The organism is Kribbella pratensis (assembly GCF_004366075.1).
GTDB lineage: Bacteria > Actinomycetota > Actinomycetes > Propionibacteriales > Kribbellaceae > Kribbella > Kribbella pratensis.
In genome coordinates, this window is record NZ_SODU01000002.1 from 1,080,636 (window position 1) to 1,106,373 (window position 25,738).

Sequence of the window (25,738 nt, forward strand, 5' to 3'; positions counted from 1 at the left end):
CGCTTCCCTCTCTCCGGGCCGATTATCCCCGACGAGAGGGGCGTCACCGCAAACTGCCGCGTACGCTGGCACGTCGTGGAGATGTCCGATGCCGCGTTCCGGCAGGCCTTGCGACGCTACGACGACGGTACGGCGGAACGCGCCGACCTGAAACTGCTCACCAAGGAACTGTTGCAACGCCTGGTCGCGAAAGCACCCGGCCACGCGGTCGAGGTACGCGTCCCGCCGTACGGCGCCGTGCAGTGCATCGAGGGCCCGCGACACACCCGCGGTACGCCGGGCGCGGTCATCGAGATGCCGCCGGACCTGTGGATCGACGTGGCCCTCGGCCGCACCACCTGGCCCGACGCCCGGATGACCGGCAAACTCCGCGCGAGCGGCGAGCGCACCGACCTGAGCGGTTTGCTCCCCCTGATCCCGCATTTGCCTGGCTGACCCCCGACTTGCTGGGTCAGCCAGGCAAATTGCTGGGTCAGCCAGGCAAATGGGTCAGCGGGAAATCAGGTTCGTTTGGTGTGGTCGGACCTGTCACTATGTTCCGGTGGCAGCAAGTCTGAGCGCGCGGCTGGCCCGGTTGCGTGTCGATCTGACTCCGTGGCGTGGTTCCCGCGATTTCCGCATCCTGCTCGTCGCGGGGTCGGTGTTCTTCCTCGGCGGCATGGTCGGGTACGTCGCCCTGCCGTACCAGCTCTACCAACTCACCGGATCGAACTTCGCGGTCGGTGCGATGGGCCTGGTGACGATCGTCCCGCTGGTCGTGTTCGGCCTGTACGGCGGTGCGCTCGCCGATCACGTCGAACGCCGTACGCTGCTCGTCGCCACCGGCCTCGCGCAGGTCGTGATCTCCGCGCTGATGGTCGCCAACACGCTGCTCCCGAACCCGCAGGTCTGGCTGATCTACGTCTGCGGCGCCCTGAACGCGATCGCTACCTCGCTGCAGCGGCCTTCGCGCGAAGCGCTCCTTCCGCGGGTGGTGAAGCACCAGGAGATTCCGGCCGCGGTCGCGCTGAGCTCACTGACCTCGCAGATCGGTCAGCTCGCCGGTCCGGCCCTGGGCGGTGTCCTGGTCGGATCGGTCGGCGTGACCTGGGCGTTCTCGGTGGAGTTGGCCGGCATCGTGTTCGCGACGCTGCTCTACGCCCGGCTCGGTTCGTACCGCGCCGGCGAGCAGTCCACGGCGCCGAGCCTGCGGGCGATCGGCGGCGGCATCGTCTACGCGTTCCGCCGCAAGGACCTGCTGGCGACGTACCTGGTCGACATGGTCGGGATGTTCCTGGCGATGCCGATCGTGCTGTTCCCGGCGTTCGCGACGGACGTCCTGAAGGAACCGAAGCTGCTCGGCCTGCTGTACAGCGCCGAAGCGATCGGGGCGATGTGCGCCAGCCTGACCAGCGGCTGGGCGAAACACGTCCATCACCAGGGGCGGGCGGTGGTGCTGGCCACGATCGGCTGGGGGGCCGCGGTCGGGATCGCCGGGCTGGCGCCGAACATCTGGTTCGCGATCGCCTTCTTCGCGGTGGCCGGCGCGGCCGACATGGTGTCGGTGCTGTTCCGTTCGGTGATCTGGAATCAGACGATCCCCGACGAGATGCGCGGGCGGCTGGCCGGGATCGAGATGCTCGGCTACTCGCTCGGGCCGCTCGGCGGTCAGGCCCGCTCCGGGGTGGTCGCCGACCTCACCACGGTCCGGACCGCGATCGTCAGCGGCGGCGTGCTGTGCGTCGCCGGCGTGGTCGCCACATCCGTCTGGCTGCGCGAGTTCTGGCGGTACGACGCCCGTACCGACGAACACGCCGTCCGCGAAAGAGAGCTCCGATCCGCGGGCTAAGGTTCCTGTCATCATGCGTATCCGCCGGGTAGTGACCGCCTCCGCGCTGACCGTCGTACTGCTCGCAGGCTGTAGTGGTCCGGCGGACGAGAACTCGCCGAGCGTGCCGCCGCTCGTGTCGATGAGCACAGCACCGAACTCGGAGACCCCGTCGCCGACGCCTTCGGTGACGCCGTCCGGGACGTCCAAGGTCGCGGACACGTTGTGCGTGCGGATGGACCCGACGCTGGTGCAGACGACGCTCGCGGTGCCGGTCGCGAACATCCAGCCGAAGGCGCCGCCGCCCGAGTTCGACATCCCGACGTACGACGTGTGTCAGTTCGCGCTCAGTGCCGGCCCCAACGGCCCGGTGCTGAGGGTTGGGGTGTCGGTGCTTCCGGCGACTCCGGCGATGCTGGCGGCTACCCAGAAGGCGTACGCCGCGCATCCGCGCGAGCCGGCCAAGCCCGTCAAGATCGGTCGAGGCGGGTACGGCACAAGTACGTTCCTGGTGTTTCTGTCGGCCGGCAGGATGTACAAGCTCTCCGGGCCGCAGGCGACCCTCGCGAAGTACGTCGTACTCGGCCAGGAGGTCGTGCGGCAGGCTGCCGGGCTGGCGGACGCCGATCGGCTGATCACGCGCCCCGAGTGTGATCGCGGTACGGCGGCGGCCGAGAAGGTGATGGGCGCACCGGCGATGGCCCGGCGCGACGGTCAGACCCTCGTCGGCGACCCGGTCTGCGGCTGGCTGACCTCGACGAGCGTGATCTCCACCTCGGTACGCCGGGAGCGGGACGCCAAGGCCCTGATGGCCCCGATCCGCAAGCTCGCGACCTCGCAATCCATCCCGCTCGGCGACGAGGGGTACGTCGACACCGCCACCGGCCGTACGACGATCCGCGTCGGCGACGACAAGCTCGTCGACCTGGTCCCGCTTCCCGCCCGCGCGATCAACCCGGATCTGATGACCCAGTTCGCCCTCGCAATGTCCCCGCTCTACACCCGCTGATCGAGCGGGGTCAGGTAGCCGACCAGGGCCTGGTTGAGTTCGCTGATCCATCGTTCGCGCTCGGTGGCGGGAGTGGTGACGATGGTGCCGAGCAGAGCGGCGAAGATCTGGGTCGCGACGGCCGACGTGGTCGCGAGGCGATCCGATGGCAGGTCGGGATAGCGAGCGGCCAGGACCTCGGCGACGCGGCCGGTGACAGCCTTCTGCAGCGCGCGGGTCGGCGCCGTGAGCTTGTCCGGCAGGTCGCCGCTGCCGAACAGGGCCTTGAACCCCGGGTTCTCCAGGTTGACCTCGACCATCGGGCGGATCATCCGGTCGACCAGTTCGGGCAGCGGGAGTTGCGCCGTCCCCGGGTCGAACGCCTTCTCGTGCGCGGCGGCCAGTTCGCTGCGGTAGCGCTCCGCGAGCGCCTCGGCGAGGGCCTCCTTGTTCGCGAAGAACTGGTACAGCGTGCCTGGGGAGACGCCGGCCTGGCGGGCGATCGCGTTGGTGGTCGCCTTCGCGTACCCGGCCTCGGCGAACACGACCGCGGCGGCGTCCAGCAGCTGCACCATCCGCCGCTGCCCGCGTGCCTGGCGACGCGGCTCCTCGGGCATGGGTCGACCTCCGTTGACAAACACGAGTAAATGCTCGTATTTTTCAGTATGCGAGCAACTGCTCGTGTTTGGTCATCCTACCCCCGCTCGCCCGGAGGTCCGCCATGCCCGAAACCATCCCGCCTGTGCTGCCGGAAGGCTCAGGTCCCCGTCGGGAGGCCGGTCTGCTCGAGCGCCTCGGTCGGCTGGTGGTTCGGCGCCGGCGTGTTGTCGTGCTGCTCTCGCTCGTCCTGACAGCGCTCGTGCTCGCCGTCGCGGCCGGGGCGCTCAACGCCCTCTCGCTGTCCCGGATCGCCGATCCGGCATCGGAGTCGGATCGCGCCCGCCGGGTGCTCGCCGAGCAGTTCCGGACCGGTCCGCCGAACCTCGCGTTCCTGGTCACGGCGCAGACCGGGACGGTCGACGATCCCGCCGTACGGGCCGCTGGTGTTGGGTTGACCAACGAAATCGCGCGGCAGTCAGGCGTTGCCGAGGCGGCGTCGTACTGGTCGCGTGACGACAGTCCAGCCTTGCGGAGCAGGGATTCCCGGCAGGCGCTGATCCTCGTCCATGTGCCGGGCGAGGTGAACGAGGCGCGACAGCGGGTCGGTGACCTCGCCGCTCAGTACGCCGGATCGCGCGCCGGGATCACCGTGCAGCCGGGCGGTCAGGACGAGGTGTTCCGCGAGATCGGGGCCCAGGCTCGTGCGGACTTCCTGCGGGCTGAGGTGATCGTGATCCCGATGGTGCTCGGGCTGCTGATCCTCATCTATCGCAGGGTTTCGGCGGCCCTCATGACGCTGGGGATCGGGATCTTCGCGACCGGCGGCGCGTTGGCCGGGCTGCGGGTGATCGCGGCGTTCACCGAGGTCTCGACGTTCGCCGCCAACCTCGCGCTGGTGATGGGACTGGCGCTCGGCGTCGACTACTGCCTGTTCGTGATCGCGAGGTTCCGCGAGGAGTTGGCGGCCGGTGCTGAGGTCGACGACGCCGTGGTGACCGCGGTGCGCACGGCCGGGCGGACTGTCTTTTTCAGTGGAATGACGGTCGCCGTCTCCCTGCTCGCACTGCTGCTGTTCCCACTGTCGTTCCTGCGGTCCTTCGGGTACGCCGGTGTTCTCGTCGTCCTGTCCGCGTTGATCGGCGCGCTCGTCATCCTCCCCGCCGCGCTGGCACTCCTCGGCCGCCGAGCGGTCCGTCCCGCGGCGGCGAGGTCCGACTCCGGCCGCTGGGCAGCACTCGCGATCGCGGTGATGCGGCGCCCGGCGCTCATCGGCGGCGCCGTCCTTGCACTGATCTTGTTGCTCTCGTCACCCGCGTTGGGCCTGCGCCTCGGCCTGCCGGACGCGCGGATCCTCCCCGCTGACGCGAGCAGCCGGATCATGGCGGACCAGGTGCGCCAGAACTTCGGCCAGGAGGAGTCCGATGCCCTGTACGTCGTGATGCCCGAGGCGGGCGATCCGGCGCGACTCGCGCCGTACGCGAAGACCCTCAGGCAGTTGGACGGGGTGGCGCAGGTCGACACCTACGTCCGCAACGGCGGGGCGTACCTGACCGTCATTCCGACCGCCGAGGTGCTCGAGGGAGACGTCGGGCACCTCGTTGAACAAGTCCGTGCGGCCGAGGCGCCGTACCCGGCGATGATCGGCGGCTCGCCGGCGGAGATGACGGACTGGCGTTCGGCACTCACCGAACGGATCCCGTTGGTGCTCGGGTTGATCCTGCTGCTCAGCGTGCTCGTCCTGTACATCGCGACCGGCAGCGTGCTGCTGCCGTTGAAGGCGACCGTACTGAACCTGCTCAGTCTCGTGGTGATGTTCGGCGTCATGGTGTGGGTGTTCCAGCACGGCAACCTGTCCGGGCCGCTCGGCTTCACCGCGACCGGCGTACTGGAGGCCAGTATGCCGACGCTCATGTTCTGCATCGTGTACGGACTGTCGATGGATTACGAGGTGTTCATCGTGTCGCGGATCCGGGAGGAGTACCTGCGGACCGGGGACACCGAGCGGGCGGTGGCGACGGGGCTGCAGCGATCGGCGCCGTTGGTCACGACCGCGGCCGCCGTCCTCGCGCTGTCGTTCGCGGTCTATGCGACCGGCGGGGTCGTGTACCTGAAGATGATCGGGGTCGGGATGGCCGTCGCGGTGCTGGTGGACGCGACGGCGATCCGGGGCGTGCTGCTGCCCGCGTTCATGAAGCTCGCCGGGCGGGCGAACTGGTGGAGTCCGATCAGCTGACCTTCGCGATGGTGGCGATGGCTTCGGTGATTTCGGTGGGGGTTCGGGCGGCGTAGCCGAGGACCAGGCCGGGGGCGTGCGGGAGTTGGCAGTGCCACGAGAGAGGGTGGGTTTTCACGCCGGCTTCCAGGGCGGCCGCGGCCAGTTCGGTGTCGTTTCCCTCGGCTCGATCGGCGAAGGTGATCGTGAGGTGCAGGCCGGCGGCGGCGCCGTGGATGGTTGCGGTGGGCAAGTGGTTGCGGATGGCGGCGACCATCGCGTCGCGGCGGGTGCGGTGCCGGCGGCGCAGGAAGCGGAGCTGGCGCTCGAGCTCGCCGGACTCCATCAGAGCGGCGAGGGTGAGTTGCGGGAGACCTGCGTTGCCGAGGTCCGCCAGGCGCTTGCGGGCGATGAGTTCTTCCTTGTACTGCGGGGGTGCGAGCATCCACCCGATCCGTAGTGCCGGGGCGAGCAGCTTGGAGATGCTGCCGGTGTAGATCACCTGGTCGGGCAGCATCGCGCGGAGCGCGGGGACGGGCGGCCGGTCGTACCGGTGCTCGGCGTCGTAGTCGTCCTCGATGACCAGTCCGCCGTCCGTCGCCCACTGGATCAGCTCGCGACGACGCTCGCCGTCCAGTACGACGCCGGTCGGGAAATGGTGCGCCGGTGTCACCATCACCGCGCCGGCCCCGGAATTCCGCAGTACGTCGACCTGCAGCCCGCGATCGTCGACGGGGATCGGCGGCGTCCGCATACCCCAGTTCTGCAGGTGCTGACGGGAACCGAGCGAGCCGGGGTCCTCGACCGCGATCTCGTGGATGCCGTGCCGGTCGAGCATCTGGGCCACGAGCCCGATCGCCTGGGCCACGCCGGCCACGATGATCAGGTCGTCCGGGTCCGCGGTGATCCCGCGGTACTGCGCCAGCCACGCCGCGACCGCACGTCGCAACGTCGGCGTACCCGCAGGATCGCCGTACCCGAAATCGGCAGACTCCAGGTCCGCCAGCACCGCTCGCTCCGCGCGCAGCCAGGCGCTGCGCGGAAACGCCGCCAGGTCGGGCACCCCGGGCGTCAGGTCGATCCGCGCCGGCAGATCCCGCAACCGGTCGAACACGTCGTCGGCCACCACCAGGCTCTTACGCCCGACGGAGCGTGGGCCCTCGGACGTTCGGACGTCGCCGAGCATCGGGGCGGCGACGACGACAGTTCCGCGGCGGCCGTGGGTGGAGACGTGGCCGTCCTCGGTCAGGCGCTGGTAAGACTCGGTGACCACGCCCCGGGAGAGGCCGAGGTCGGTCGCCAGGGTGCGGGTCGCGGGCAGGCGGGTGCCGACCGGGAGGTGGCCGGTGGAGATGGCCGTCCGCAGCCGATCGGTGAGCCAATCCGCGAGACCGCCGGGCGGTGCGTCGGCCGGGTCGAGCTGGAGGAAGTCCGCCCCGCCATTGGACCTGCCACTTATCGCCGGATTGGACCTGTTCACAGGACCATTGTGGCGCGACCTTGGAGGTATGGGAACCGACTACGTCCACGGCTACACCCCGGCGGAGACCCGCCGGCTGTCCGACCAGGCCGGCACGCTCGCCGACCTGCTGCACGGCGGCACCACCTACCCACCCGGCAGCCGCGTGCTGGAGGCCGGCTGCGGAGTGGGAGCACAGACCGTTCAGCTGGTCACGCGAAGCCCCGGCATCGACCTGGTCTCGATCGATATCTCCGAAGCGTCGCTCGCCCAGGCCAAGGCCCGGGTCGCCGACCAGGCACCGGGCGCGACAGTCGAGTGGCGGCACGCGGACCTCCACGACCTGGCCGGCGAGAAGTTCGACCACGTCTTCGTCTGCTTCGTCCTCGAGCACCTCCCGGACCCCGTTGCCGCACTCGTCGGGCTCCGCGGCCTCCTCAACCCGGGCGGCACGATCACCGTGATCGAGGGCGACCACGGGTCCGCGTTCTTCCACCCGCGCAGCGCGCAGGCCCAAGCCGTCATCGAGTGCCTCGTCGACCTGCAGGCTTCGGCGGGCGGCGACTCGCTGATCGGCCGACGGCTCCAGCCCTTGCTCGAGCAGGCCGGGTACGACGACCTACAGGTCGGACCGCGCACCGTGTACGCCGACCAGACCCTCCCGCACCTCGTCGACGGCTTCACCCGCAAGACCTTCATCGCGATGGTCGAGTCCGTCCGCGACCGCGCGATCGCCGCCGGCCTGCGCACCGAGGCCGAGTGGGCCGCGGGCATCCGCGACCTCGAGAAGTCCGCCGGACCCGGCGGCACGTTCCACTACACGTTCTTCAAAGGAGTGGGCACGACATGATCGCCTTCCTCGTCCTGATCGGATTGATCTGCTGGGCCCTCAATCGCAATCGGCGCAGGCAGCTCCGGCCGACGATCGGCGGCCGCACGGACCGCGATCTGCAACGACTGATCGCCGATCTCAGGGCATGTTCATGAACGCCTGGTAGACAAGGGGTATGGCCCCGACTGAGCAGCTCGAGATCGAGACGAAGTACGACGTCGACACGAGCACGACCCTGCCGGCGCTGCACGAATTGCCCGGGGTCGCGAGTGTCGCGCAACCGGTCGAGCTCGACCTGGAGGCGGTGTACTACGACACGCCTGAGCTCGACCTGGCTGCGAACAAGGTGACGCTTCGCCGGCGTACCGGTGGCGAGGACGACGGGTGGCACGTGAAGTTTCCGGCGTCGTCCGGTGGACGGCTCGAGGTTCGATATCCGCTCGGCTCGGCGCGCACTGTACCGATCGCGGTCGTCCGTACGGTCCGCGTGCATGTCCGCGACCAGCCGTTGGCGCCGGTCGTGACGCTGCAGACCCGACGCATCGTCCATCGGCTGCTCGACGCGGACGGCGGTGTCCTCGCGGAGCTTGCCGACGACCACGTGACCGCGACGGTCGAGGGCGGTGAGCCGGAGCGCTGGCGGGAGTGGGAGGTCGAGCTGGTCGACGGCGACGGCCCGCTGCTCGAGGATGCGGGCGAGTTGCTGAAGGCTGCGGGCGCTCGTCCGGCGAGCGGTCCGAGCAAGCTCGCAAGGGCACTCGGCGATCGCGTTCCGGCGTACGACGAATGGACCTTGCCCAAGAAGCCGCGGACGTCGGACCTGTTCCGCGCGTACGCCGGCGCACAGGTGCAGGCGATCCGCGAACGGGACCCCGAGGTACGGCGGGACGTTCCGGACTCGATCCACAAGTTCCGGGTCGCGACGCGGCGGCTGCGCTCGGCGCTGGCGACGTACCGGCCGGTGATCAACCGTGCGGTCGGTGACCCGTTGCGGGCCGAGTTGAAGTGGCTGGCCGGTGAGCTCGGCGTCGCCCGGGACGCGGAGGTGCAGCGTGAGCACTTCGCGGCCGAGGTCGCGGAGCAGCCGGTCGAGCTGGTGATGGGACGCGTCGCGGGGCGGATCGACGACCATCTGCGGCAGGTCTACAAGGACGGACGCGCCGGGGCGCTGGCCGCGCTGGAGAGTCCGCGGTACTTCCGGTTGCTGGATGCTTTGGACGAGCTGGTCGCGAATCCGCCGCTGACTGACGACGACCGGAAGGCGAGCAAGCAGATCGGCGAACTCCTCGAGCACGACTACCGGCGGATGCGCAAGGCGGTACGCCGTTCGCAGCAGGCCGAGACCGTGGCGGAGCAGGACCACGAGCTGCACGAAGTACGTAAGGCGTCGAAGCGCCTGCGGTACGCCGCGGAGTCCGCCGTACCCGTCCTGTCCGACGAAGCCGCCGACCTGGCGGCCCGCGCCGAGGAGGTCCAGGAGATCCTCGGCGAACACCAGGACTCGGTCGTCTCCCGCGAACTCCTCCACCACCTCGCCCTGCAGGTCTACGCCGAAGGCGGCAACCCCTTCACCTACGGACTCCTCCACGCCACCGAACAATCCCGAGGCAACACCTCCCGCGAGTCCTTCTACAAACTCTGGCCCACCCTCGAATTCAGCATGTAATACCCCGCGGTTGACGTGTGAGACGGACCCGGGTGGAGGGGGCCGGGTCCGTCTCGTTGGGGCGGGGGTGGGGCTGCCAGGCAGGACCGCGTCGATTCAGCAGGGCCTGCCTGACAGGTCTTTCAGTGGCGGACCGCCTTCTCGGCGCCGGCGCCGGTGAGGGAGCGGACCTCCATCTCGGCGAAGCGGTCGACGTCGACCGGCTCCTTGCTGGTGATCGTGCCGAGCCAGCCGAGCAGGAACGCCAGCGGGATCGAGACGATGCCGGGGTTGTCCAGCGGGAACCAGTGGAAGTCGATCCCGGTGTCGGTGATCATCGACAGGCTCTTGTGAGTCTTCGCGTCCACCTTGCCGGAGACGACCGGGCTGAAGATGATCAGGATGATCGTCGAGGCCAGACCGCCGTAGATGCTCCACAGTGCGCCGCGGGTGTTGAAGCGCCGCCAGAACAGCGAGTACAGGATCGTCGGCAGGTTCGCACTCGCCGCGACCGCGAACGCCAGGGCCACCAGGAAGGCGATGTTCTGGCCGTTCGCGAAGATGCCGCCGATGATCGCGACGATGCCGATCACGACCGCGGTGTACCGCGCCACGCGGACCTCGCCGTCGCCGCTGATCTGGCCCTTCTTGATGATCTGGCCGTAGATGTCGTGCGCGAACGACGTACTCGCGGTGATCGTCAGACCGGCGACCACGGCCAGGATCGTTGCGAACGCGACCGCCGAGATGACGCCGAGCAACACCTCACCACCGAGCTCGAAGGCGAGCAGCGGCGCGGCCGAGTTCGCCTTGCCGGGTGCGGCCTTGATCCGGTCCGGTCCGACGATCGCGGCAGCGCCGTACCCGAGGACCAGCGTGAACAGGTAGAAGATGCCGATGATCCAGATCGCCCAGCTGACACTGCGCCGCGCTTCCTTGGAGTCCGGCACCGTGTAGAACCGCATCAGCACGTGCGGCAGGCCGGCGGTGCCGAGCACCAGGGCGAGCGCGAGCGAGATGAAGTCCAGCTTGGTGACGCCGGTGACGCCGTACTGGAGACCCGGGCTGAGCAGCTTCTCGCCGGCCGCCGGGCTCTTGTCGACGGCCGCACCGAGCAGGCCGGACAGGTTGAAGGTGTACTTCGCCAGCACCCAGATCGTCATGATTCCGGCGCCGATGACCAGCAGCACGGCCTTGACGATCTGCACCCAGGTGGTGCCCTTCATGCCGCCGACCAGGACGTAGGTGATCATCAGGATGCCGACCACCGCGATCACGATGCTCTGCCCGGCCCGGTTGCTCACGCCGAGCAGCAGGGCGACCAGACCCCCGGCGCCTGCCATCTGCGCCAGCAGGTAGAAGAAGCAGACGCCGAGGGTCGAGATCGCGGCCGCCATCCGGACCGGCCGCTGCTTGAGCCGGAACGACAGTACGTCGGCCATCGTGAACCGGCCGGTGTTCCGGAGCAGCTCGGCGACCAGCAGCAGCGCGACCAGCCAGGCCACCAGGAAGCCGATGGAGTACAGGAAGCCGTCGTACCCGTTCAGCGCGATCGCGCCGGCGATGCCGAGGAACGACGCGGCGGACAGGTAGTCGCCGGCGATCGCGATGCCGTTCTGCGGGCCGGTGAACGACCGGCCGCCGGCGTAGAAGTCGGCCGCGGTCTTGTTGTTCCGCGAGGCCCGGAAGACGATCGCCAGCGTGGCCAGCACGAACAGCGCGAAGATCACGATGTTGACGGTCGGGTTACCGATGTCCGTTGCCAGCGGCAACATGAGCGGGGCGGTCACTGCGGTGCTCCCTCGATCTGGTGGCGCAGCTTCTCGGCGTCCGGGTCGATCCGGCGGTCCGCCCAGCGGACGTAGATCATCGTGATCGCGAACGTCGACACGAACTGCCCGAGGCCGAACAGCAGGGCCACGGTGATGTTGCCGCCGCCGATCTTGTGTGACATGAAGCCGTGCGCGTAGTCGGCGAGCAGGACGTAGACGAAGTACCAGACCAGGAACAGCGCGGTCATCGGGAACACGAAGCGCCGGAACCGGCGACGCAACTCGGAGAAGTCCGGTGACAGCTGGACATCCCGGTACGTCGTCAGGTCGCGATCGCGCATATCACTCATCGCGAGACCTCCAGGGGATAAAGCCGGGCGGTATGGAGCCGGCGTGGCTACTGTGGCCTGGGTCACGGCGTTCCCGACAGCACCGGCGCGCATCGGTCGCTCAGCGGACCACACCAGTCGCTCGGTGGATCACTCAACTGCGGTGAACGGTAGGAATCCTGGGACGAACGGTCACCGGTACGGCAGGCCGCGGTCGACATCGACGGCCTCGGGGGTGTGGAGCCGGACCATGCTGCGGGCCGTGCCGGCCGGGATGCGGTCCGGAGTCAGTTTGGAGACCACGATGACGGTGAGGAACGCGAGCGGCATCGTCCACGCGGCCGGCTGACCGACGAGCGCCCGCGGCCAGCCGCCCTGCGGCGCGCCGGACACGTTCACGAGCGCGGCCGCGCTGGCCGCGATCCCGCCGACGACCAGGCCGGCCGCGGCGCCGGTCGTCGACATCCGCCGCCACCAGATCCCCAGCACCAGCAGGGGACAGAACGTCGACGCGGCCAACGCGAACGCGAGTCCCACGGTGTCCGCGAGGCTCAGCGCCCCGGTCACCGTGAACGCCAGGTACGGCACGATCATCGCGATCAGCGCCGCGATCCGGAAGCTGTTCACCGCGACGTAGTCACCACCGGTCCACCGATGCAACCGGCTCCGCAGCAGGTCCTGGTCGATCACCCCGGCGATCGCGACGGTCAGCCCCGACGACGTCGACAGGAACGCCGCGAACGCCCCCGCCGCGACCAGTGCACCGAGCAAATCCCCTGTAGTACCAGGGAAAACGCGGCCGGGCAGCTCGAGTACCACGGTGTCCCCGCCCGCGCTCACCAGGTCGGGCGCGAACGTCCGCCCGAGTACGGCGTACATCGGTGGGAAGAGGTAGAACAATCCGAGCAATGCCAGTACGACGACGGTGGTACGCCGGGCCGCGCGGCCGTCGGGGTTCGTGTAGAAGCGGACCAGGACGTGTGGGAGCCCCATTGTCCCGAAACAAAGGGCCAGGAGCAACGAATAGGTCGCGTACAGCGGGTGGTCGCGACCGCCCGCGCGGGACAGCGGCTCGGCCCAGTCGGCGGCTGCTCCGTGCAACGAGTCGAGCACTCCGACGGGCTGGTGCCAGACGAGCAGGATGACGAAGATCGGCGTCGCGAGCGCGGTCAGCTTGAGCCAGTACTGGAAGGCCTGGACGAACGTGATCGACCGCATCCCGCCCGCGGCCACGTTGATCACCACGATCACCGCGACGATCATCGCACCGACCTCCGGCGGCGCGCCCGTGACGGTCTGGACCGCGAGGCCGGCGCCGTGCAGTTGCGGCAGGAGGTAGAGCGTCCCGATGCCGACCACGAGCCCGGCGCAGATCCGCCGTACGACGGGGGACTCGAAGCGGGTCTCGGCGAAGTCGGGCAGCGTGTACGCACCGGACCGGCGCAGCGGAGCGGCGACCAGGACCAGCAGCATCAGGTAGCCGACGGTGTAACCGACCGAGAACCACAGCATGTCGGCGCCGTTCACCAGCACCAGCCCGGCGACACCGAGGAACGACGCTGCGGACAGGTACTCGCCGCTGATCGCCGACGCGTTCCAGCGTGGGCTGACCGCGCGGCTGGCGACGTAGAAGTCGCTGGTGGTCCGCGAGATCCGCAGGCCGAACAACCCGATCCCGATCGTTGCCACGACCACCAATCCGATCGCGGTCAGGCTGAGCGCCGGAGACACGCTACTGCCGCCCCACGAACTCGGTGAACTCTGCTTCGATTCGCTCGGCGTTCCGGACGTAGATGCGAGCGGCGACGTACACGACCGGGTACACCAGGATGCCCAGGATCACCCAGGGCAGGGGGAGGCCCAGTACGGACATCGTGCGGGTTGGTGGGACCAGCCAGAACAGCAGCGGGAAGCTGCCCAGCACGAGCACCACGCCGCCGATGACGGCCAGAGTGAGTCGTAGCTGCGACTGGATCAGTGACTGCATGTAGACCTGGCCGAGGCGGGTCTGCTCGTCGATCTCGCGCGTACCGGTGGGCATGATCGGACGTCGGGCCGCGCTCGTCCGCGGGCTGGTGACGCGGACCCTGCGTGGTCCTTCCGGCGTACTCATGTCAGCTCAGGTCATCTCAGCGACGTCGAACGGACCAGGAGGTCGCGGAGCTCGCGCGTGTGCCGCCGGCTGACCGGGAGCCAGTCGTCCCCGACCCGGACCGCGCAGCGGCCGCTGTCGACCCGCATCTCGTCCACGTGCTGCAGAGCGACCAGGGTGCTGCGGTGGATCCGGGTGAAGCCGGCGTCCCGCCAGCGCTCCTCCAGCGTGCTGAGCGGGATGCGGACCAGATGCGAGTTCTGGCCCGTGTGCAGGCGGGCGTAGTCGCCCTGTGCCTCGACGTACCGGACCGTGGAGCGCTGCACGAACCTGGTGATACCGGCCAGCTCCACCGGGATCACCTCGTCGTCGGTCTCCTCCGGTGACGGCAACGCGGGCGCTGCTCCGTGGGTGACGACGCGCTGGATCGCCTGGGACAGGCGTTCCGGTCGCACCGGTTTCATCACGTAGTCGGTGGCCTCCAGCTCGAACGCCGCCACCGCGTGCTCGTCGTACGCCGTGACGAACACGATCTGTGGGCGGCTGGCGAACTTGGACAGCACCTTGGCCAGGTCGATGCCGTCCAGCCCGGGCATCTTGATGTCGCAGAACACAACGTCCAGGTCGCTGGCCTGCAGGATCTTCAGCGCGTCCGGTCCGTTGGAAGCCGTCCGGATCTCGCCGATCCGGGGGTCCTGGCTCAGCAGGTACACCAGTTCGGCCAGCGCGGGCTCCTCGTCGTCCGCAACCAGCGCGCGCAGGGGAGAGTCGGCCATAAAACGAACACTAAACCCTCAGATGCCGGTCTGCGGGTTACGGCGATGCATGCACTCCTGAGGAGTATTTGGGGATACGGAACGTCACCTTGGTTCCGGCCTCCACGGCGGTTTCCACGACCAGGCCGTACGTGTCGCCGTACACCTGCCGCAGCCGGGCGTCGACGTTGCCGAGGCCGACCGAGTCACTGCCGGACCCGCCGGACAGGGCCGCCCGGATCACCTCCGGCTCGCTGCCGGCGCCGTCGTCCTCGACGCTGATCTCCGCCTCGTTGATCTGGTCGCGCGCGCGGATCGTGATGTGGCCGACTCCCGTCGTACCCTCCAGGCCGTGGCGTACGGCGTTCTCCACCAGGGGCTGGACGACGAGGAACGGGATGACCACCGGCAGCACCTCAGGAGCGATCTGCAGCGACACCTTGAGCCTGTCGCCGAAACGAGCCTGCTCCAGCACCAGGTAGCGCTCCACGTTGCGCAGCTCGTCCGCCAGCGTCGTGAACTCGCCCCCACGCCGCAGGGCGTAGCGGGAGAAGTCTGCGAACTCCAGGAGCAGCTCACGCGCTCGCTCCGGGTCGGTGCGTACGAACGACGCTATGGCCGCCAGAGCGTTGTAAATGAAGTGCGGGCTGATCTGGGCGCGTAGTGCGCGCAGCTCCGCCTCCATGGCTCGGGTGCGCTCCTTGTTGAGCTCTGCGAGCTCTACCTGACCGGAGACCCACCTGGCGACCTCCTCAGTCGCTCTGACGAGTGCTGCGGAGGTGTTGTTGCTGTACGCGACCAGTACGGCGACCACGCGCTCCTCGATGACGATCGGCGCGACGACCGCCGTACGGATCGGGCATTGCGGGTCGCCGCACGCCACATCATGCGCGCCGAGTACCGCCGTACGGCCGGAGCGGAGTGTCAGTGCGGCGAGGTCCTTGGCGTCGCGGCGGTGGTTGCTCTCGTACGGTCCGCCTACGCCGTCCCACGCCAGTACGCCTGAGGAGTCGCAGATCGCGATGGCCGCCGTACCCAGGAGGTCCCTCAGGTGGCGGCTGGCCTTTCCGGCCGCAGCGGGTGTCAGGCCCTCGCGCAGGTGCGGGCTGGCCAACGAGGCGGTATGCAGGGTCGCATACGTCGCCTTGTCGGCCGGAGTCCCGAAATGCTTCCGCCGCCGCACGAACACACCCTGACGGTAACCGCTCAGCCTTCCGCGCGCGGCCTGAATGCCTCCAGCGCCTCCGTGTCGGAGTAGGTGTGCAGCAGGTACTCCGCTACCCACTCCACACGGCCTGGGTACGTCGACTCGCTCTCGATCCTGTCTGCGGCTTTGGCCGCGTCGAGCGGTGCGCGCCGCAGCTGTACGCCGTCCTCGGTCAGGAGCGCCCAGCTCGGACCGGGAGCGCCGTACGGCATCCCGACACTGCCGGCGTTCACCACCAGCCGCCGATCGACCTGGCGCGCGAACGGCATGTGCGTGTGCCCGCAGACGACCGTCCTGACCTCGTCCGACAGCCCCGTGAACACCTGCGCCCACCGCGCGATCGGGCTGTCCACCAGCACCATCTCCTCGTCGTCGCGCGGAGTGGCGTGACAGAACAGCACGTCCCCGATCGTCACGGTCGTCGGCAGCCCGGCCAGCAGCTCAACCTGGTCCGGCCGCAACTGCTCCGCCGCCCACGGAGAGACCGCATCCGGCGGCTCGGCGTCGTACGTCCCCCGAGCCATCTCCACAAGCTCCCGGTCCGCGTTGCCGCGCACCCACACCACCCGGTCGCCCAGCGCCCTCAACACATCCAGCGTCTCGACCGGCTGCGGCCCACTGGCGATGTCCCCCGCCAGCACGATCCGGTCGGCCGCCTGCACGTCCGGCTCATCCAGCACAGCCTCCAGAGCAGGCAACACCCCATGAACATCAGCAAGAACAGCAACCGTGGTCATGCCGGCAGTCTGCTCCTGAAGCCCCGCAAACACAGAGCAATCTGCTCAAAGCAGATCAGCTACCGATGAGCAGCTGTCCTTTGGCGAGCGGGGTCGCCCGTTCGCAGGCACCGGTCGAGATGGTGCAACGGACAATCGACGCCGGAGTCTCCTCCCCGTTGTCGGCGAGCAGCAGCAGGTGCTGGTCGTCCTCGGGGACGCTCTGCCGGAACACACCGGACCACTCGTGCAGCAGCATGCCCGTCTTCGCGTTCAGGGCTCCCGCGATGCCGTCGCCGTACCCGTCCTGGTACTTCGGTCCGGCGATGACAGTCGCGGCGTCCGGGGTGAAGCCAGTGATCAGGTAGTCGCAGGTGCGCCACAGGCGCTTCCCGAACGGGACGGTGAGGAGGCTGCTGCAGCTGCTCTGGTCGTTCAGTGTGGTCAGCGAGCCCGCCGTACCCGCGCTGGACACCGCCATCGGATTCGGGACGGCCTTGAGCTGGACGGGCTTCGATGTACCCGGCGTCCACTCGTACAGAACGCTGTCGCCGTCCTGGGTCGTCGATGCGTCGAAGTAGACCTTGCCGTCGAGGTAGCTGAGCAGCCTGGTGTTCCAGATGTCCGGTACGGCGACCTTCTGGACCTCGGTGCTTTCGGCGTAGATGGTCGCACCGGCCAGTTCCTCGCCGGTGTCCTTCAAGCGGGTGGCCACGTACGCCGCGGCGCCGCCGTCGTCGGTGGTGACGATCTGGGTCACGTCGGGCGTGCGGCGGGTGATCTTGCTCTCGCTGTCCAGGTTCAGCATCTCGGTACCGAACCCCTTGGTGACCACGGCGAGCGCCGAACTGCCGAGCCGGGCGACGTCCTGGATGTCGGTGGTGCCCGGGACCGTGACGTCCTCGCCGGCGCCGCCGCGGATGGTGCGGCCACTGAGGTACGTGACCTGCGGCGCCCTGCCCTGGGGGAGCTTCTTCAGGTCGATCTTGGTCTTGATCGGCCCGGACGGAGTGCTCGTCGCCGTCGACGGCTTGCTGGACGTCGGCGTCGGCTTGGCCGTGGGGGTGCTCTTGGTCGGGGTGCTGGTCGCCGGTGACGGGGAGCCGGACAGCGGAGAGGGGGCTTCCGCGTTGGCCTGCGGGCCCTGGCGCCACGCGAGGGCTCCGCCGCCCGTGATGGCGGCGACGGCGACAGCTGCGACGAGGGCGACCAGGCGGCCGTTCTGCACTCGCATCGGCGATCTCCTCAACAAGTCATGGTCAGGTCACGGTTACGGACCGTGCGGCGGACCACGGTCGGGCGGTAGATCAGCATCCCGCTGTCGGAGATGTGACGCCGGAAAATACCGCTTTGTTCACTCCAGCGAATGGGTCGCAGAACGGATCGAGCATAATTACGCCATGGACCAGCCACCGCGGATCGGCCGGTACTCCCTGGTCCGCCGGGTGGGTGCCGGGGGTTTCGCGACCGTTTGGCTGGCGCGCGACGAGCAGCTGGACGCCGAGGTCGCGGTCAAGATCCTGTCCGAGAACTGGGTCGAGGACGAGGACGTCCGGCGCCGGTTCCTGGCCGAGGGCCGGTTCCTGCGCAAGGTCGACTCGCTGTACGTCGTCGGCGTGCACGACATCGGCGAGGCCGACGACGGCCGCCCGTTCATGGTCCTCACCTACGCCGACGGCGGCACGCTCGCGGACCGGATCAAGGCCGGCCCGCTCGAGTTCGGCGAGGCGGTCCGGATCATCACGCAGGTCGGCCGCGGCCTGAAGCACCTGCACGCCCGCGGCGTCCTGCACCGCGACGTGAAACCGGCCAACGTCCTGTTCCGCACCGATCCGAACGGCGACCGCGCGATGCTGTCCGACCTCGGGCTGGGCAAGTCGCTCGCCGAGGTCTCGCGGATCACGATGCCCGGCGGCACCCCGGCGTACGTCGCTCCCGAACAGGTGATGGGTGAACGCCTGGACCACCGCGCCGACCTGTACTCGCTCGGTGCGGTCGCGTACGCCGCCTTCACCGGTCAGGCGCCGCATGGTGTGGCCAGCCTCGGTGCGGTGATGCAGATCGAAGCACCACCGCCCTCGATGACCACACTGCGCGAAGACGTGCCGGATGCGATCGATGTCGTCGTACGGCGTGCTCTCGAGCCGGACCGGGACAAGCGCTGGCCGGACCTCGACAGCTTCCTCAACGCACTGCGCGAGGCGCACACCACGGGCAAGATCCCGGCGGGGCTCGTGCCGGCCGCCGAGATGCCCACACCGAGTGCGGCGACCGCTCCGGTCGACCAGGCGACCGCACTGGCCAGCTCCAACCAGTCCACCGTCGCGACACCGCCCAAACGCCGGCGTCGCGCCGCCGTCCTCACCACGCTCGCCGCGCTGGTCCTCGCCGCAGGCGGCGGGTACGGCGGCTACCAGTACGTCATGACCCGGCCGGTGAAGGTGGAGAGCAAGCCCCTCTCGGTAGAGGTCCCACGAAACTGGCACCAGAAGGCGGTCGACGACGGGAAGTCCCTCGTGGTCAGCACCAACACCTCCAAGTGGCAGACCGACCCGAACACCGAAGGCGTCTACGTAGGAGTGATGAACGCCACCCAGCTCCCGACGAGCGCCACTGCTCCCGAGGGCTGCACGGGCGGCACACCGGAAAAGTCCGGCAATGTCGTCACCTTCAGGTACAGCTGCGACGACGTGCCAACCGTCATCGAGCAGTACAAGCAGGTGAACGCCACGACCCTGCTGAGGATTCAGGTCCGCGAGGACAACCCGACGACGCGGCAAGAGGTGCTCGACTCCGCGAAGTACGCCTCCTAGGGCACCAGCGACGTCAGCGACGAGATCGTTGCCTTGTGCATGCGGGGGATGACGTTCAACGTCGCGGGATCGGACGCGTACAGGTACGACCCGGACTCGTAGACCAGGTACGCGGTGCCGTTGTACTCCGTGATGCCCTCGGTCATGCTCGGGGCGCGGAAGCAGCTCAGCGCCGCCGCATCCAGATCCTTCTGGCCGCGCTTCACGACGTAGATGTTGCTGCGGTTCCCACGCCCGTACGACGTGCTGTAAATGAAGTGGTTGGCGGTGATCGTCAGCCCCTGCGTCTTCGTCGGGACCTCCCACGCGCCGGCCAGCGTGGTCAGCGTGCCGTCGTCCGCGATCTTGTACTCGTACATGGTCCCGCGGCCGGTCTCGTTGAACGTCCCGGAGAACAACGAGTCCCCGTAGCTCCCGATGAACGACGACCCGGCCACGTCACGCGCCGTACCGACTTGTCCGAGGTACGGCGTCCCGGCGGCCTTCAACGCGTCACGCAACTCCGTCAGCCGGTATTTGCGGATGCTGCTGCCCTGGCCGGACACGAAGGCCCAGCCCTTGCTCACGGTGATCCCGCCGACGTGGGACTCGGCGATCGCGACCACGCCGACGGTCGAGCCGGTGGACGGGTCGATGCCGTAGATCTGCGAGTCGGCGCCCTCGCGGTACGCCGCGATCAGGATCAGGTTCTTGCCGGAGCCGTCCCAGTTGTACCAAGTACCGGCGCCTTGCGGGGTGTGCGTGCTGAGGTTGGGGATGCTGGCGCTGTTGCTGAACCGGGCGTCGTACTTGTAGGACGCCGACGGTCCGTCGTAGAACGTCGAACCGCCGCTGGTCGAGGTGTCGCAACTGATCGCGGCGTGGGCGGGCGCGGCGCCCGTCAGGGACGCCGCGACGACGGTGAGAACGATGGCAAGGGGGCGCTTGACCATGGGAGCCTCTTCGGTTGTGGGCGAAAACCTTCGAGATTTTCAGAGTAGATCGGCAATGAGTAACGCGCGAGGGTTCACCGGGCGTCAGCTCTGCGAACGGACGCCGTACGGTTGTCGCATGAGCGATCTGTCAGCGGCGATCGACCGCGTTCTGCCCAGCGTCCGTGCCGACCTCGAGGACCTCATCCGGATCCCGTCGGTCAGTTACGAACCGGCCCGTGCGGCCGACGTCCAGCGGTCCGCGGAGGCGACCGCGGCGTTGTTCGAGGCCGAAGGCTTCACGGTGAAGATCGTCCGGGCCGGTGAGGGCGCGCCTGCGGTCATCGCCAAGAAGGCCGCGCCGGCCGGCAAGCCGACGGTGCTGCTCTACGCGCACCACGACGTCCAGCCGACCGGGCCGGTCGAGCAGTGGACGTCGGACCCGTTCGTGCCGACCGAGCGGGGCGACCGGCTGTACGGGCGGGGCGCCGCCGACGACAAGGCCGGGATCGCCGCGCACCTGGCCGCCGTACGGGCCTTCGGCAACGATCTGCCGGTGGGCGTGACGGTGTTCGTCGAGGGTGAGGAGGAGATCGGTTCGCCGACCCTGCTGCAGCTGCTGGACGAGTACTCCGACGAGCTCGCCGCCGACGCGATCGTGATCGCGGACTCGGGCAACTGGGATGTCGGCCGGCCGGCGCTGACAGTGTCGCTGCGCGGTCTGGTCGAGGCGTACGTCGAGGTTCGGACACTGGATCACGCGGTCCACTCCGGCCTGTTCGGTGGGCCGATCCCGGACGCGTTGTCGGCGTTGTGCCGGCTGCTCGCGACCCTGCACGACGACAAGGGCGACGTCGCGGTGGACGGGCTGCACGCGTCCCGGGCGGCCGATGTGGAGTACCCGGAGGACCGGCTGCGGGCCGAGTCGAGCGTGCTGGACTCCGTTCGGCTGACCGGCTCGGGTTCGCTGGTCGACCGGTTGTGGACCCGGCCCGCGATCGCCGTACTGGGGATCGACGCGCCGTCCGTGGCGGAGGCGAGCAACACGCTGGTGCCGGTCGCGCGGGCCAAGGTGAGCCTGCGGGTCGCGCCGGGGGACGACGCGATCAAGGCGAGCGCGGCACTGAAGACGCATCTCGAGAATCACGCGCCGTGGGGTGCGCAGGTCACCGTCACCGAGGGGCAGACCGGTCAGCCGTGCAGTGTGAACGCCCTTGGCGCCGGGTACGAAGCGGCCCGCGCGGCCTTCAAGACCGCGTGGGGTGTCGAGCCGATCGACATGGGGATGGGCGGGTCGATCCCGTTCATCGCGGAGTTCCAGGAGACCTTCCCGCAGGCCTCGATCCTGGTCACCGGCGTGGAGGATCCGGACACCCGTGCCCACGGCATCGACGAGGGTCTGCACCTCGCGGAGTTCACCAAGGTCTGCCTCGCCGAGGCATTGTTGCTCAAGAACCTGGCAGACCAGGCGTGATCGGGCTTTTCGGCGACCCAGTGTTTGGCATAGGTTTCGGCGAGTGAAGATCGCAGTCGTACGGGAGACCAGACCGGCGGAGCGCCGGGTCGCGCTGGTGCCGGAACAAGTCGCGAAACTGATCGAGCTCGGATACGAGGTCGCGGTCGAGCCGGCCGCCGGTGAACGCGCGTTGTTCTCCGACGACCAGTACCGCGCCGCCGGCGCCGAAGTGGCCTGGGGCGCCGACCACGCGGCCACCATCGTGGCGTCGGTGCAGCCGCTCGAACGTGAGCGCCTGCAGCGGTTGCACGCCGGTACGGCGCTGATGTCGTTCCTGCCGACGAACCCGCCAGACGTGGTCCGGACCGCAACCCGGGCCAAGCTGACGGTGTTCTCGATGGAGCTGATCCCGCGGATCTCCCGGGCCCAGACGATGGACGCCCTGTCGTCACAGGCACTCGTCGCCGGGTACCGGGCCGCGATCGTCGCCGCCGAACGGCTGCCGCGATTCTTCCCGCTGAACATGACCGCGGCCGGCACCGTCCCGCCGGCCCAGGTCCTCGTCCTCGGCGCCGGCGTGGCCGGTCTGCAGGCGATCGCCACCGCGAAACGCCTCGGGGCGGTGGTCAAGGCGTACGACGTACGTACTGCCGCCGCGGAGGAGATCGCGTCGATGGGCGCCGTACCGATCGAGCTCGAACTCGGCACCCTCGACGGGCCTGGTGGATATGCCCGCGAGATGACGCCCGAACGCGCGCAACTCCAGCGTGAACTGCTCACGCCGTACGTCGCCGCCGCGGACGCGCTCATCACGACGGCCGCCGTACCGGGCCGGACCGCGCCGATGCTGGTGACGCGGTCGATGGTCGAGCAGATGAAGCCTGGTTCGGTCGTGGTGGACCTGGCGTCGGAGCAGGGCGGCAACGTCGAAGGCTCCGTTGCCGGGACCGAGCTGACGATCGGCGACGCACTGGTCTGGGGCGGGGCGAACGTGCCGTCGCAGATGGCCGGCCCGGCCTCGCGGCTCTACGGCCAGAACATCGCGAACCTGATCCGGCTGATGACCCGGAACGCCGCCTTCGATCCCGACTTCGACGACGAGATCGTCCGCGGCTGCTGCGTCACCCACGACGGCTCAGTGCTCCACGAGCCCACCCGCGAGCTTTTGAAGGGCCAGGCATGAGTGAGTCCATCGCGCTGCTGACGATCTTCGTCCTCGCCGCGTTCGTCGGGGTCGAGGTGATCAGCAAGGTCTCCTCGACTCTGCACACCCCCCTGATGTCGGGGGCGAACGCCATTCACGGCGTCATCCTGGTCGGCGCCATCATCGTCACTGGCGCCGCCGAGTCGACGATCGTGGTGATCGTCGGGCTGCTGGCCGTCGTACTGGCGACGGTGAACATGGTCGGCGGGTTCGTGGTCACGGACCGGATGCTGGAGATGTTCAAAGGTCCGGCGGCTCGCAAGAAGGAGCTGCACAAGTGATCCCCACCTGGGCCCAGATCGGGTATCTGGTCTCCGCGGTCTGCTTCATCGTCGCGCTGAAGGCACTGTCGTCGCCGCGCAGCGCGCGCACCGGCAACCTGATCGGCGCCGCCGGAGCCGTCCTCGCGGTGATCATCACGTTCGCGGCGTACAAGCCCGACCACCTGGTGCCGATCCTGATCGCGCTCGCGATCGGCACCGTCGGCGGTGTGATCGGGTCGCGGCGGGTGCAGATGACCCAGATGCCGCAACTCGTTGCCTTGTTCAACGGCGTCGGCGGCGGCGCGGCCGCGTTGGTCGCCCTGCTCGAGCTCGGGGACGTGCCCTCCGACGCGACCGTCGCGGCGATCGCCACGGCGTTCACGATCCTGGTCGGCGCGATCAGCTTCTCCGGCTCGGTGGTGACGTTCGCCAAGCTGCAGGAGCTGATGACGACCCGTCCGGTGACGTTCCCGGGTCTGCCCGTGCTCTTCGTCGCCTCACTGCTGGGCGGTATTGCACTTGCGGTCTGGCTAGTGTCCGATCCGCGGGTGTGGGTCGGCGTACTGCTCTGCCTCATCGGTCTCGCGATCGGCGTGATGCTGGTGCTGCCGGTCGGCGGCGCCGACGTACCGATCGTGATCTCGTTGCTCAACGCCTTCACCGGTCTGACGGTCGCCGCGGGCGGTTACGTCCTCGGGAACACGGTGCTGCTGGTCGCGGGCACCCTGGTCGGCGCGGCCGGTACGTTGCTGACCAAGCTGATGGCGGACGCTATGGGGCGGTCCGTGTTCAACATCCTCTTCGGTGCCGTGCGCGGCGGATCGACGTTGGGTGCAGGTACGGCGTCCGACCGGCCGGTGATCTCGGGCGGGCCGGAGGACGTCGCGATCCTGCTCGGGTACGCGAACAAGGTCATCATCGTGCCCGGGTACGGTCTCGCCGTCGCGCAGGCGCAGCACACGCTCCGCGACCTCGTCGAGGAACTGCAGAGCCGCGGGGTCAAGGTCGACTACGCCATCCACCCCGTCGCCGGGCGCATGCCCGGCCACATGAACGTGCTGCTCGCCGAGGCCCAGGTGCCTTACGAGCAGCTGCGCGAGATGGACGACATCAACGGCGACTTCAAGACCACGGACGTCGTCCTGGTCGTCGGCGCCAACGACGTGGTCAACCCGGCCGCCCGCAACACCCCGTCGGCCCCCATCTACGGCATGCCGATCCTGAACGCCGACGAGGCCCAGCGAGTCATCTTCCTCAAACGCTCCATGCGCCCCGGCTTCGCGGGAATCGAGAACGAACTGCTCTACGACCCCCGAACCACCCTCCTGTTCGGCGACGCCCGGGACTCCCTCACCAAACTCCTCGCCGCCCTGAAAACGGTCTAGACCCGGACCAAAGACACCGGCCGTCGGCGCCCGCTGGAGCGGAGCGCCGACGGCCGATCTGTTCGCGGAAATCATTCGGTCGACAAGAAGTTTTCGCAAAGCGGCCGGCCGCGTACACCTGGCCGCCCCCGGCCAACGACCTCCCCCGGCCAGTGCCGACCGTTGCCCGCGCCGCGTTCGCTCTGTTTGACTCTCGTACCGAGAGGCCGGGCGGCGCACCCATTCCTCTCACCCTTCCCGCCCAACCGAGGAGAACACTTTGTCCTGCCTTACGAAACCCCTTTCCCGAGCCTGGGACTGGGGCTAATCCACCCACCCCCGCTGCGCCGCCCGAACCCCCAGTTCAAACCGCCCCGAAGCCCCCACCTGCCCACTCAACTTCGCCGCAATCCGCCGCACAGTCCGCAGAGAAACGCCCAACTTCCGGGCCACCTGCTCATCGGTAGCCCCATGCACCAACAGCCGCAGAAACTCAGCCTCCTGAGCACTGATCCCACCGCTCCGGGCACGCTGTTCCTCCACGAACGGCTCGAACCCCCGGTCCCAATAGCTCAGGTGCAGTTCCATCGCCATCCGCACGACTGCCTGGCTGTGGTGCACGACAGCGCCAACCGCGTTGTCCTCGGGGTCGATCCCCATTACTGCCGACTCGTTGTCGAAGATGATCAAACGAAACGGGACGGACGGTGCAATTCGAATCTGGCCGCCAAGGTCCACGATATATTGCAGGATCTCGCCCACCCCTGGTCGCTTCCAGTACGCCTCAGGGAACAGGTATCGAATCTCCACACCGCGCGCGAGATGTTCCCGGTCGGGAAACGTCTCGGGCTTCCAGCCGGCCGGGTCGGAATCTTGAAGGATGCCCCAGATTGATTTCTCCGGACGGAATCGTTGCATTCGCTGGTTGGCGAGTTCGCGTCCTTTGAGGATCTCGACATCTCGTGTCGTGCGCTGGACCAGGAAGTTTGCGAGGTCGGCGGTGAATTTATTGGCGGCGAGCTGGTCGGCCCGGAGTTGTGTGCTCAAGGCGTCGATTTCCTGCTGCCGACTTGCAGCCAGACGACCGAACGTGACCGCCGGATCCAGCGGATACTCGACGCCTTCCGTCCAGCTCGGCACCACGAAGCCGAGATCGCGTAGTTTCTGCAGATCGTGGGACAGTTGGTCCTCGCTGCGTCCCAGTTCGGCGGCGAGTTCATTCAGCCGGACTGCCTGCCCCAGCTCAGGTCGCTGCAGCAGGAGTCGGTAGACCGCGAGCAGATCCTCCGTGGGTCCTGAGGAGTCGAACAACG

Annotated in this window: 24 protein-coding genes; 12 read left to right on the forward strand and 12 right to left on the reverse strand. The window is 68.6% G+C overall.

Annotated features, from left to right (window positions below; translation table 11 throughout):
• Window positions 1-81 precede the first annotated feature (81 nt).
• The 3 genes from EV137_RS20260 (at window position 82) to EV137_RS20270 (ending at window position 2,816) form a co-directional block, all read left to right on the forward strand.
• Entirely contained in the window at window positions 82-435 is a 354-nt protein-coding gene (locus EV137_RS20260; protein ID WP_134004299.1) for a sterol carrier family protein, read from the forward strand.
• A gap of 106 nt (window positions 436-541) precedes the next feature.
• Entirely contained in the window at window positions 542-1,828 is a 1,287-nt protein-coding gene (locus tag EV137_RS20265) for an MFS transporter (RefSeq protein WP_134002577.1), read from the forward strand.
• A 13-nt stretch (window positions 1,829-1,841) separates the two neighbouring features.
• Complete coding sequence (locus EV137_RS20270) at window positions 1,842-2,816, forward strand: hypothetical protein (RefSeq protein ID WP_134130339.1); 975 nt, start codon at window positions 1,842-1,844, stop codon at window positions 2,814-2,816.
• On the opposite strand, the gene EV137_RS20275 is transcribed toward EV137_RS20270, so the two are convergent.
• On the reverse strand, window positions 2,804-3,412 hold the full coding sequence (locus EV137_RS20275; protein WP_202871051.1) for a TetR/AcrR family transcriptional regulator: 609 nt from the start codon (window positions 3,410-3,412) through the stop codon (window positions 2,804-2,806). The two genes, EV137_RS20270 and EV137_RS20275, sit on opposite strands and share 13 nt — an antisense overlap.
• Window positions 3,413-3,516: 104 nt before the next feature.
• On the opposite strand from EV137_RS20275, the gene EV137_RS20280 reads away from it, so the two are divergent.
• Window positions 3,517-5,628 (forward strand): MMPL family transporter, encoded by a 2,112-nt coding sequence (locus EV137_RS20280; RefSeq protein WP_134130340.1) that lies wholly within the window; start codon window positions 3,517-3,519, stop codon window positions 5,626-5,628.
• On the opposite strand, the gene pdxR is transcribed toward EV137_RS20280, so the two are convergent.
• On the reverse strand, window positions 5,621-7,087 hold the full coding sequence (gene pdxR, locus EV137_RS20285; protein WP_134130341.1) for a MocR-like pyridoxine biosynthesis transcription factor PdxR: 1,467 nt from the start codon (window positions 7,085-7,087) through the stop codon (window positions 5,621-5,623). The genes EV137_RS20280 and pdxR overlap by 8 nt on opposite strands.
• 28 nt (window positions 7,088-7,115) lie before the next feature.
• Between pdxR and EV137_RS20290 the strand changes: the two genes are divergently transcribed.
• The 3 genes from EV137_RS20290 to EV137_RS20295 are packed head-to-tail and all read left to right on the forward strand — an operon-like array spanning window position 7,116 to window position 9,564.
• On the forward strand, window positions 7,116-7,916 hold the full coding sequence (locus EV137_RS20290; RefSeq protein ID WP_134130342.1) for a methyltransferase: 801 nt from the start codon (window positions 7,116-7,118) through the stop codon (window positions 7,914-7,916).
• Window positions 7,913-8,053 (forward strand): hypothetical protein, encoded by a 141-nt coding sequence (locus EV137_RS40660; RefSeq protein WP_166679948.1) that lies wholly within the window; start codon window positions 7,913-7,915, stop codon window positions 8,051-8,053. The genes EV137_RS20290 and EV137_RS40660 overlap by 4 nt, the downstream gene beginning before the upstream one ends.
• A 20-nt stretch (window positions 8,054-8,073) precedes the next feature.
• Window positions 8,074-9,564 carry a CYTH and CHAD domain-containing protein gene (locus EV137_RS20295; protein WP_134130343.1) on the forward strand — a complete coding sequence of 497 codons (1,491 nt, stop codon included), beginning with the start codon at window positions 8,074-8,076 and terminating at the stop codon, window positions 9,562-9,564.
• 122 nt (window positions 9,565-9,686) lie between these two features.
• Here the strand turns inward: EV137_RS20295 and EV137_RS20300 are convergent, their stop codons facing one another.
• The 8 genes from EV137_RS20300 to EV137_RS40665 form a co-directional block, all read right to left on the reverse strand.
• The gene (locus tag EV137_RS20300; protein WP_134004303.1) at window positions 9,687-11,318 is read right to left on the reverse strand and encodes a monocarboxylic acid transporter; all 1,632 of its coding nucleotides are present in this window, start codon (window positions 11,316-11,318) and stop codon (window positions 9,687-9,689) included.
• An 11-nt stretch (window positions 11,319-11,329) separates the two neighbouring features.
• Window positions 11,330-11,665, reverse strand: coding sequence for a DUF485 domain-containing protein (locus EV137_RS20305; RefSeq protein WP_134002590.1), 336 nt, complete (start codon window positions 11,663-11,665; stop codon window positions 11,330-11,332).
• A 171-nt stretch (window positions 11,666-11,836) separates the two neighbouring features.
• Window positions 11,837-13,375 carry a sodium/solute symporter gene (locus EV137_RS20310; protein ID WP_134130344.1) on the reverse strand — a complete coding sequence of 513 codons (1,539 nt, stop codon included), beginning with the start codon at window positions 13,373-13,375 and terminating at the stop codon, window positions 11,837-11,839.
• A gap of 1 nt (window position 13,376) precedes the next feature.
• The gene (locus tag EV137_RS20315; protein ID WP_134130345.1) at window positions 13,377-13,757 is read right to left on the reverse strand and encodes a hypothetical protein; all 381 of its coding nucleotides are present in this window, start codon (window positions 13,755-13,757) and stop codon (window positions 13,377-13,379) included.
• A gap of 11 nt (window positions 13,758-13,768) precedes the next feature.
• On the reverse strand, window positions 13,769-14,512 hold the full coding sequence (locus EV137_RS20320) for a LytR/AlgR family response regulator transcription factor (RefSeq protein ID WP_134002597.1): 744 nt from the start codon (window positions 14,510-14,512) through the stop codon (window positions 13,769-13,771).
• Window positions 14,513-14,549: 37 nt separating this feature from the next.
• Window positions 14,550-15,680, reverse strand: a complete 1,131-nt coding sequence (locus EV137_RS20325) for a histidine kinase (protein WP_134002599.1) — start codon at window positions 15,678-15,680, stop codon at window positions 14,550-14,552.
• Between the two features lie 17 nt (window positions 15,681-15,697).
• Window positions 15,698-16,435, reverse strand: coding sequence for a metallophosphoesterase family protein (locus EV137_RS20330; RefSeq protein ID WP_134002601.1), 738 nt, complete (start codon window positions 16,433-16,435; stop codon window positions 15,698-15,700).
• A 55-nt stretch (window positions 16,436-16,490) separates the two neighbouring features.
• A complete protein-coding gene (locus EV137_RS40665) occupies window positions 16,491-17,648 on the reverse strand; it encodes a hypothetical protein (RefSeq protein WP_166679949.1) in 1,158 nt (385 codons plus the stop codon).
• Between the two features lie 166 nt (window positions 17,649-17,814).
• Between EV137_RS40665 and EV137_RS20340 the strand changes: the two genes are divergently transcribed.
• Window positions 17,815-19,227, forward strand: coding sequence for a serine/threonine-protein kinase (locus tag EV137_RS20340; protein ID WP_134130346.1), 1,413 nt, complete (start codon window positions 17,815-17,817; stop codon window positions 19,225-19,227).
• Here the strand turns inward: EV137_RS20340 and EV137_RS20345 are convergent.
• Window positions 19,224-20,159 carry a hypothetical protein gene (locus EV137_RS20345; protein ID WP_134130347.1) on the reverse strand — a complete coding sequence of 312 codons (936 nt, stop codon included), beginning with the start codon at window positions 20,157-20,159 and terminating at the stop codon, window positions 19,224-19,226. The two genes, EV137_RS20340 and EV137_RS20345, sit on opposite strands and share 4 nt — an antisense overlap.
• Before the next feature lie 118 nt (window positions 20,160-20,277).
• Between EV137_RS20345 and EV137_RS20350 the strand changes: the two genes are divergently transcribed.
• Genes EV137_RS20350 through EV137_RS20365 form a run of 4 tightly spaced genes read left to right on the forward strand, consistent with a single transcriptional unit; the run spans window position 20,278 to window position 24,446 of the window.
• Window positions 20,278-21,612 (forward strand): dipeptidase, encoded by a 1,335-nt coding sequence (locus tag EV137_RS20350; RefSeq protein WP_134002607.1) that lies wholly within the window; start codon window positions 20,278-20,280, stop codon window positions 21,610-21,612.
• Between the two features lie 43 nt (window positions 21,613-21,655).
• Window positions 21,656-22,777, forward strand: coding sequence for an NAD(P) transhydrogenase subunit alpha (locus EV137_RS20355; protein WP_134002609.1), 1,122 nt, complete (start codon window positions 21,656-21,658; stop codon window positions 22,775-22,777).
• On the forward strand, window positions 22,774-23,079 hold the full coding sequence (locus tag EV137_RS20360) for an NAD(P) transhydrogenase subunit alpha part 2 (protein WP_134002611.1): 306 nt from the start codon (window positions 22,774-22,776) through the stop codon (window positions 23,077-23,079). The genes EV137_RS20355 and EV137_RS20360 overlap by 4 nt, the downstream gene beginning before the upstream one ends.
• Entirely contained in the window at window positions 23,076-24,446 is a 1,371-nt protein-coding gene (locus EV137_RS20365) for an NAD(P)(+) transhydrogenase (Re/Si-specific) subunit beta (protein WP_134002613.1), read from the forward strand. Before EV137_RS20360 ends, EV137_RS20365 begins: the two co-directional genes overlap by 4 nt.
• A 303-nt stretch (window positions 24,447-24,749) precedes the next feature.
• Here the strand turns inward: EV137_RS20365 and EV137_RS20370 are convergent, their stop codons facing one another.
• A complete protein-coding gene (locus EV137_RS20370) occupies window positions 24,750-25,736 on the reverse strand; it encodes a helix-turn-helix transcriptional regulator (protein ID WP_134130348.1) in 987 nt (328 codons plus the stop codon).
• Between the last annotated feature and the right edge of the window lie 2 nt (window positions 25,737-25,738).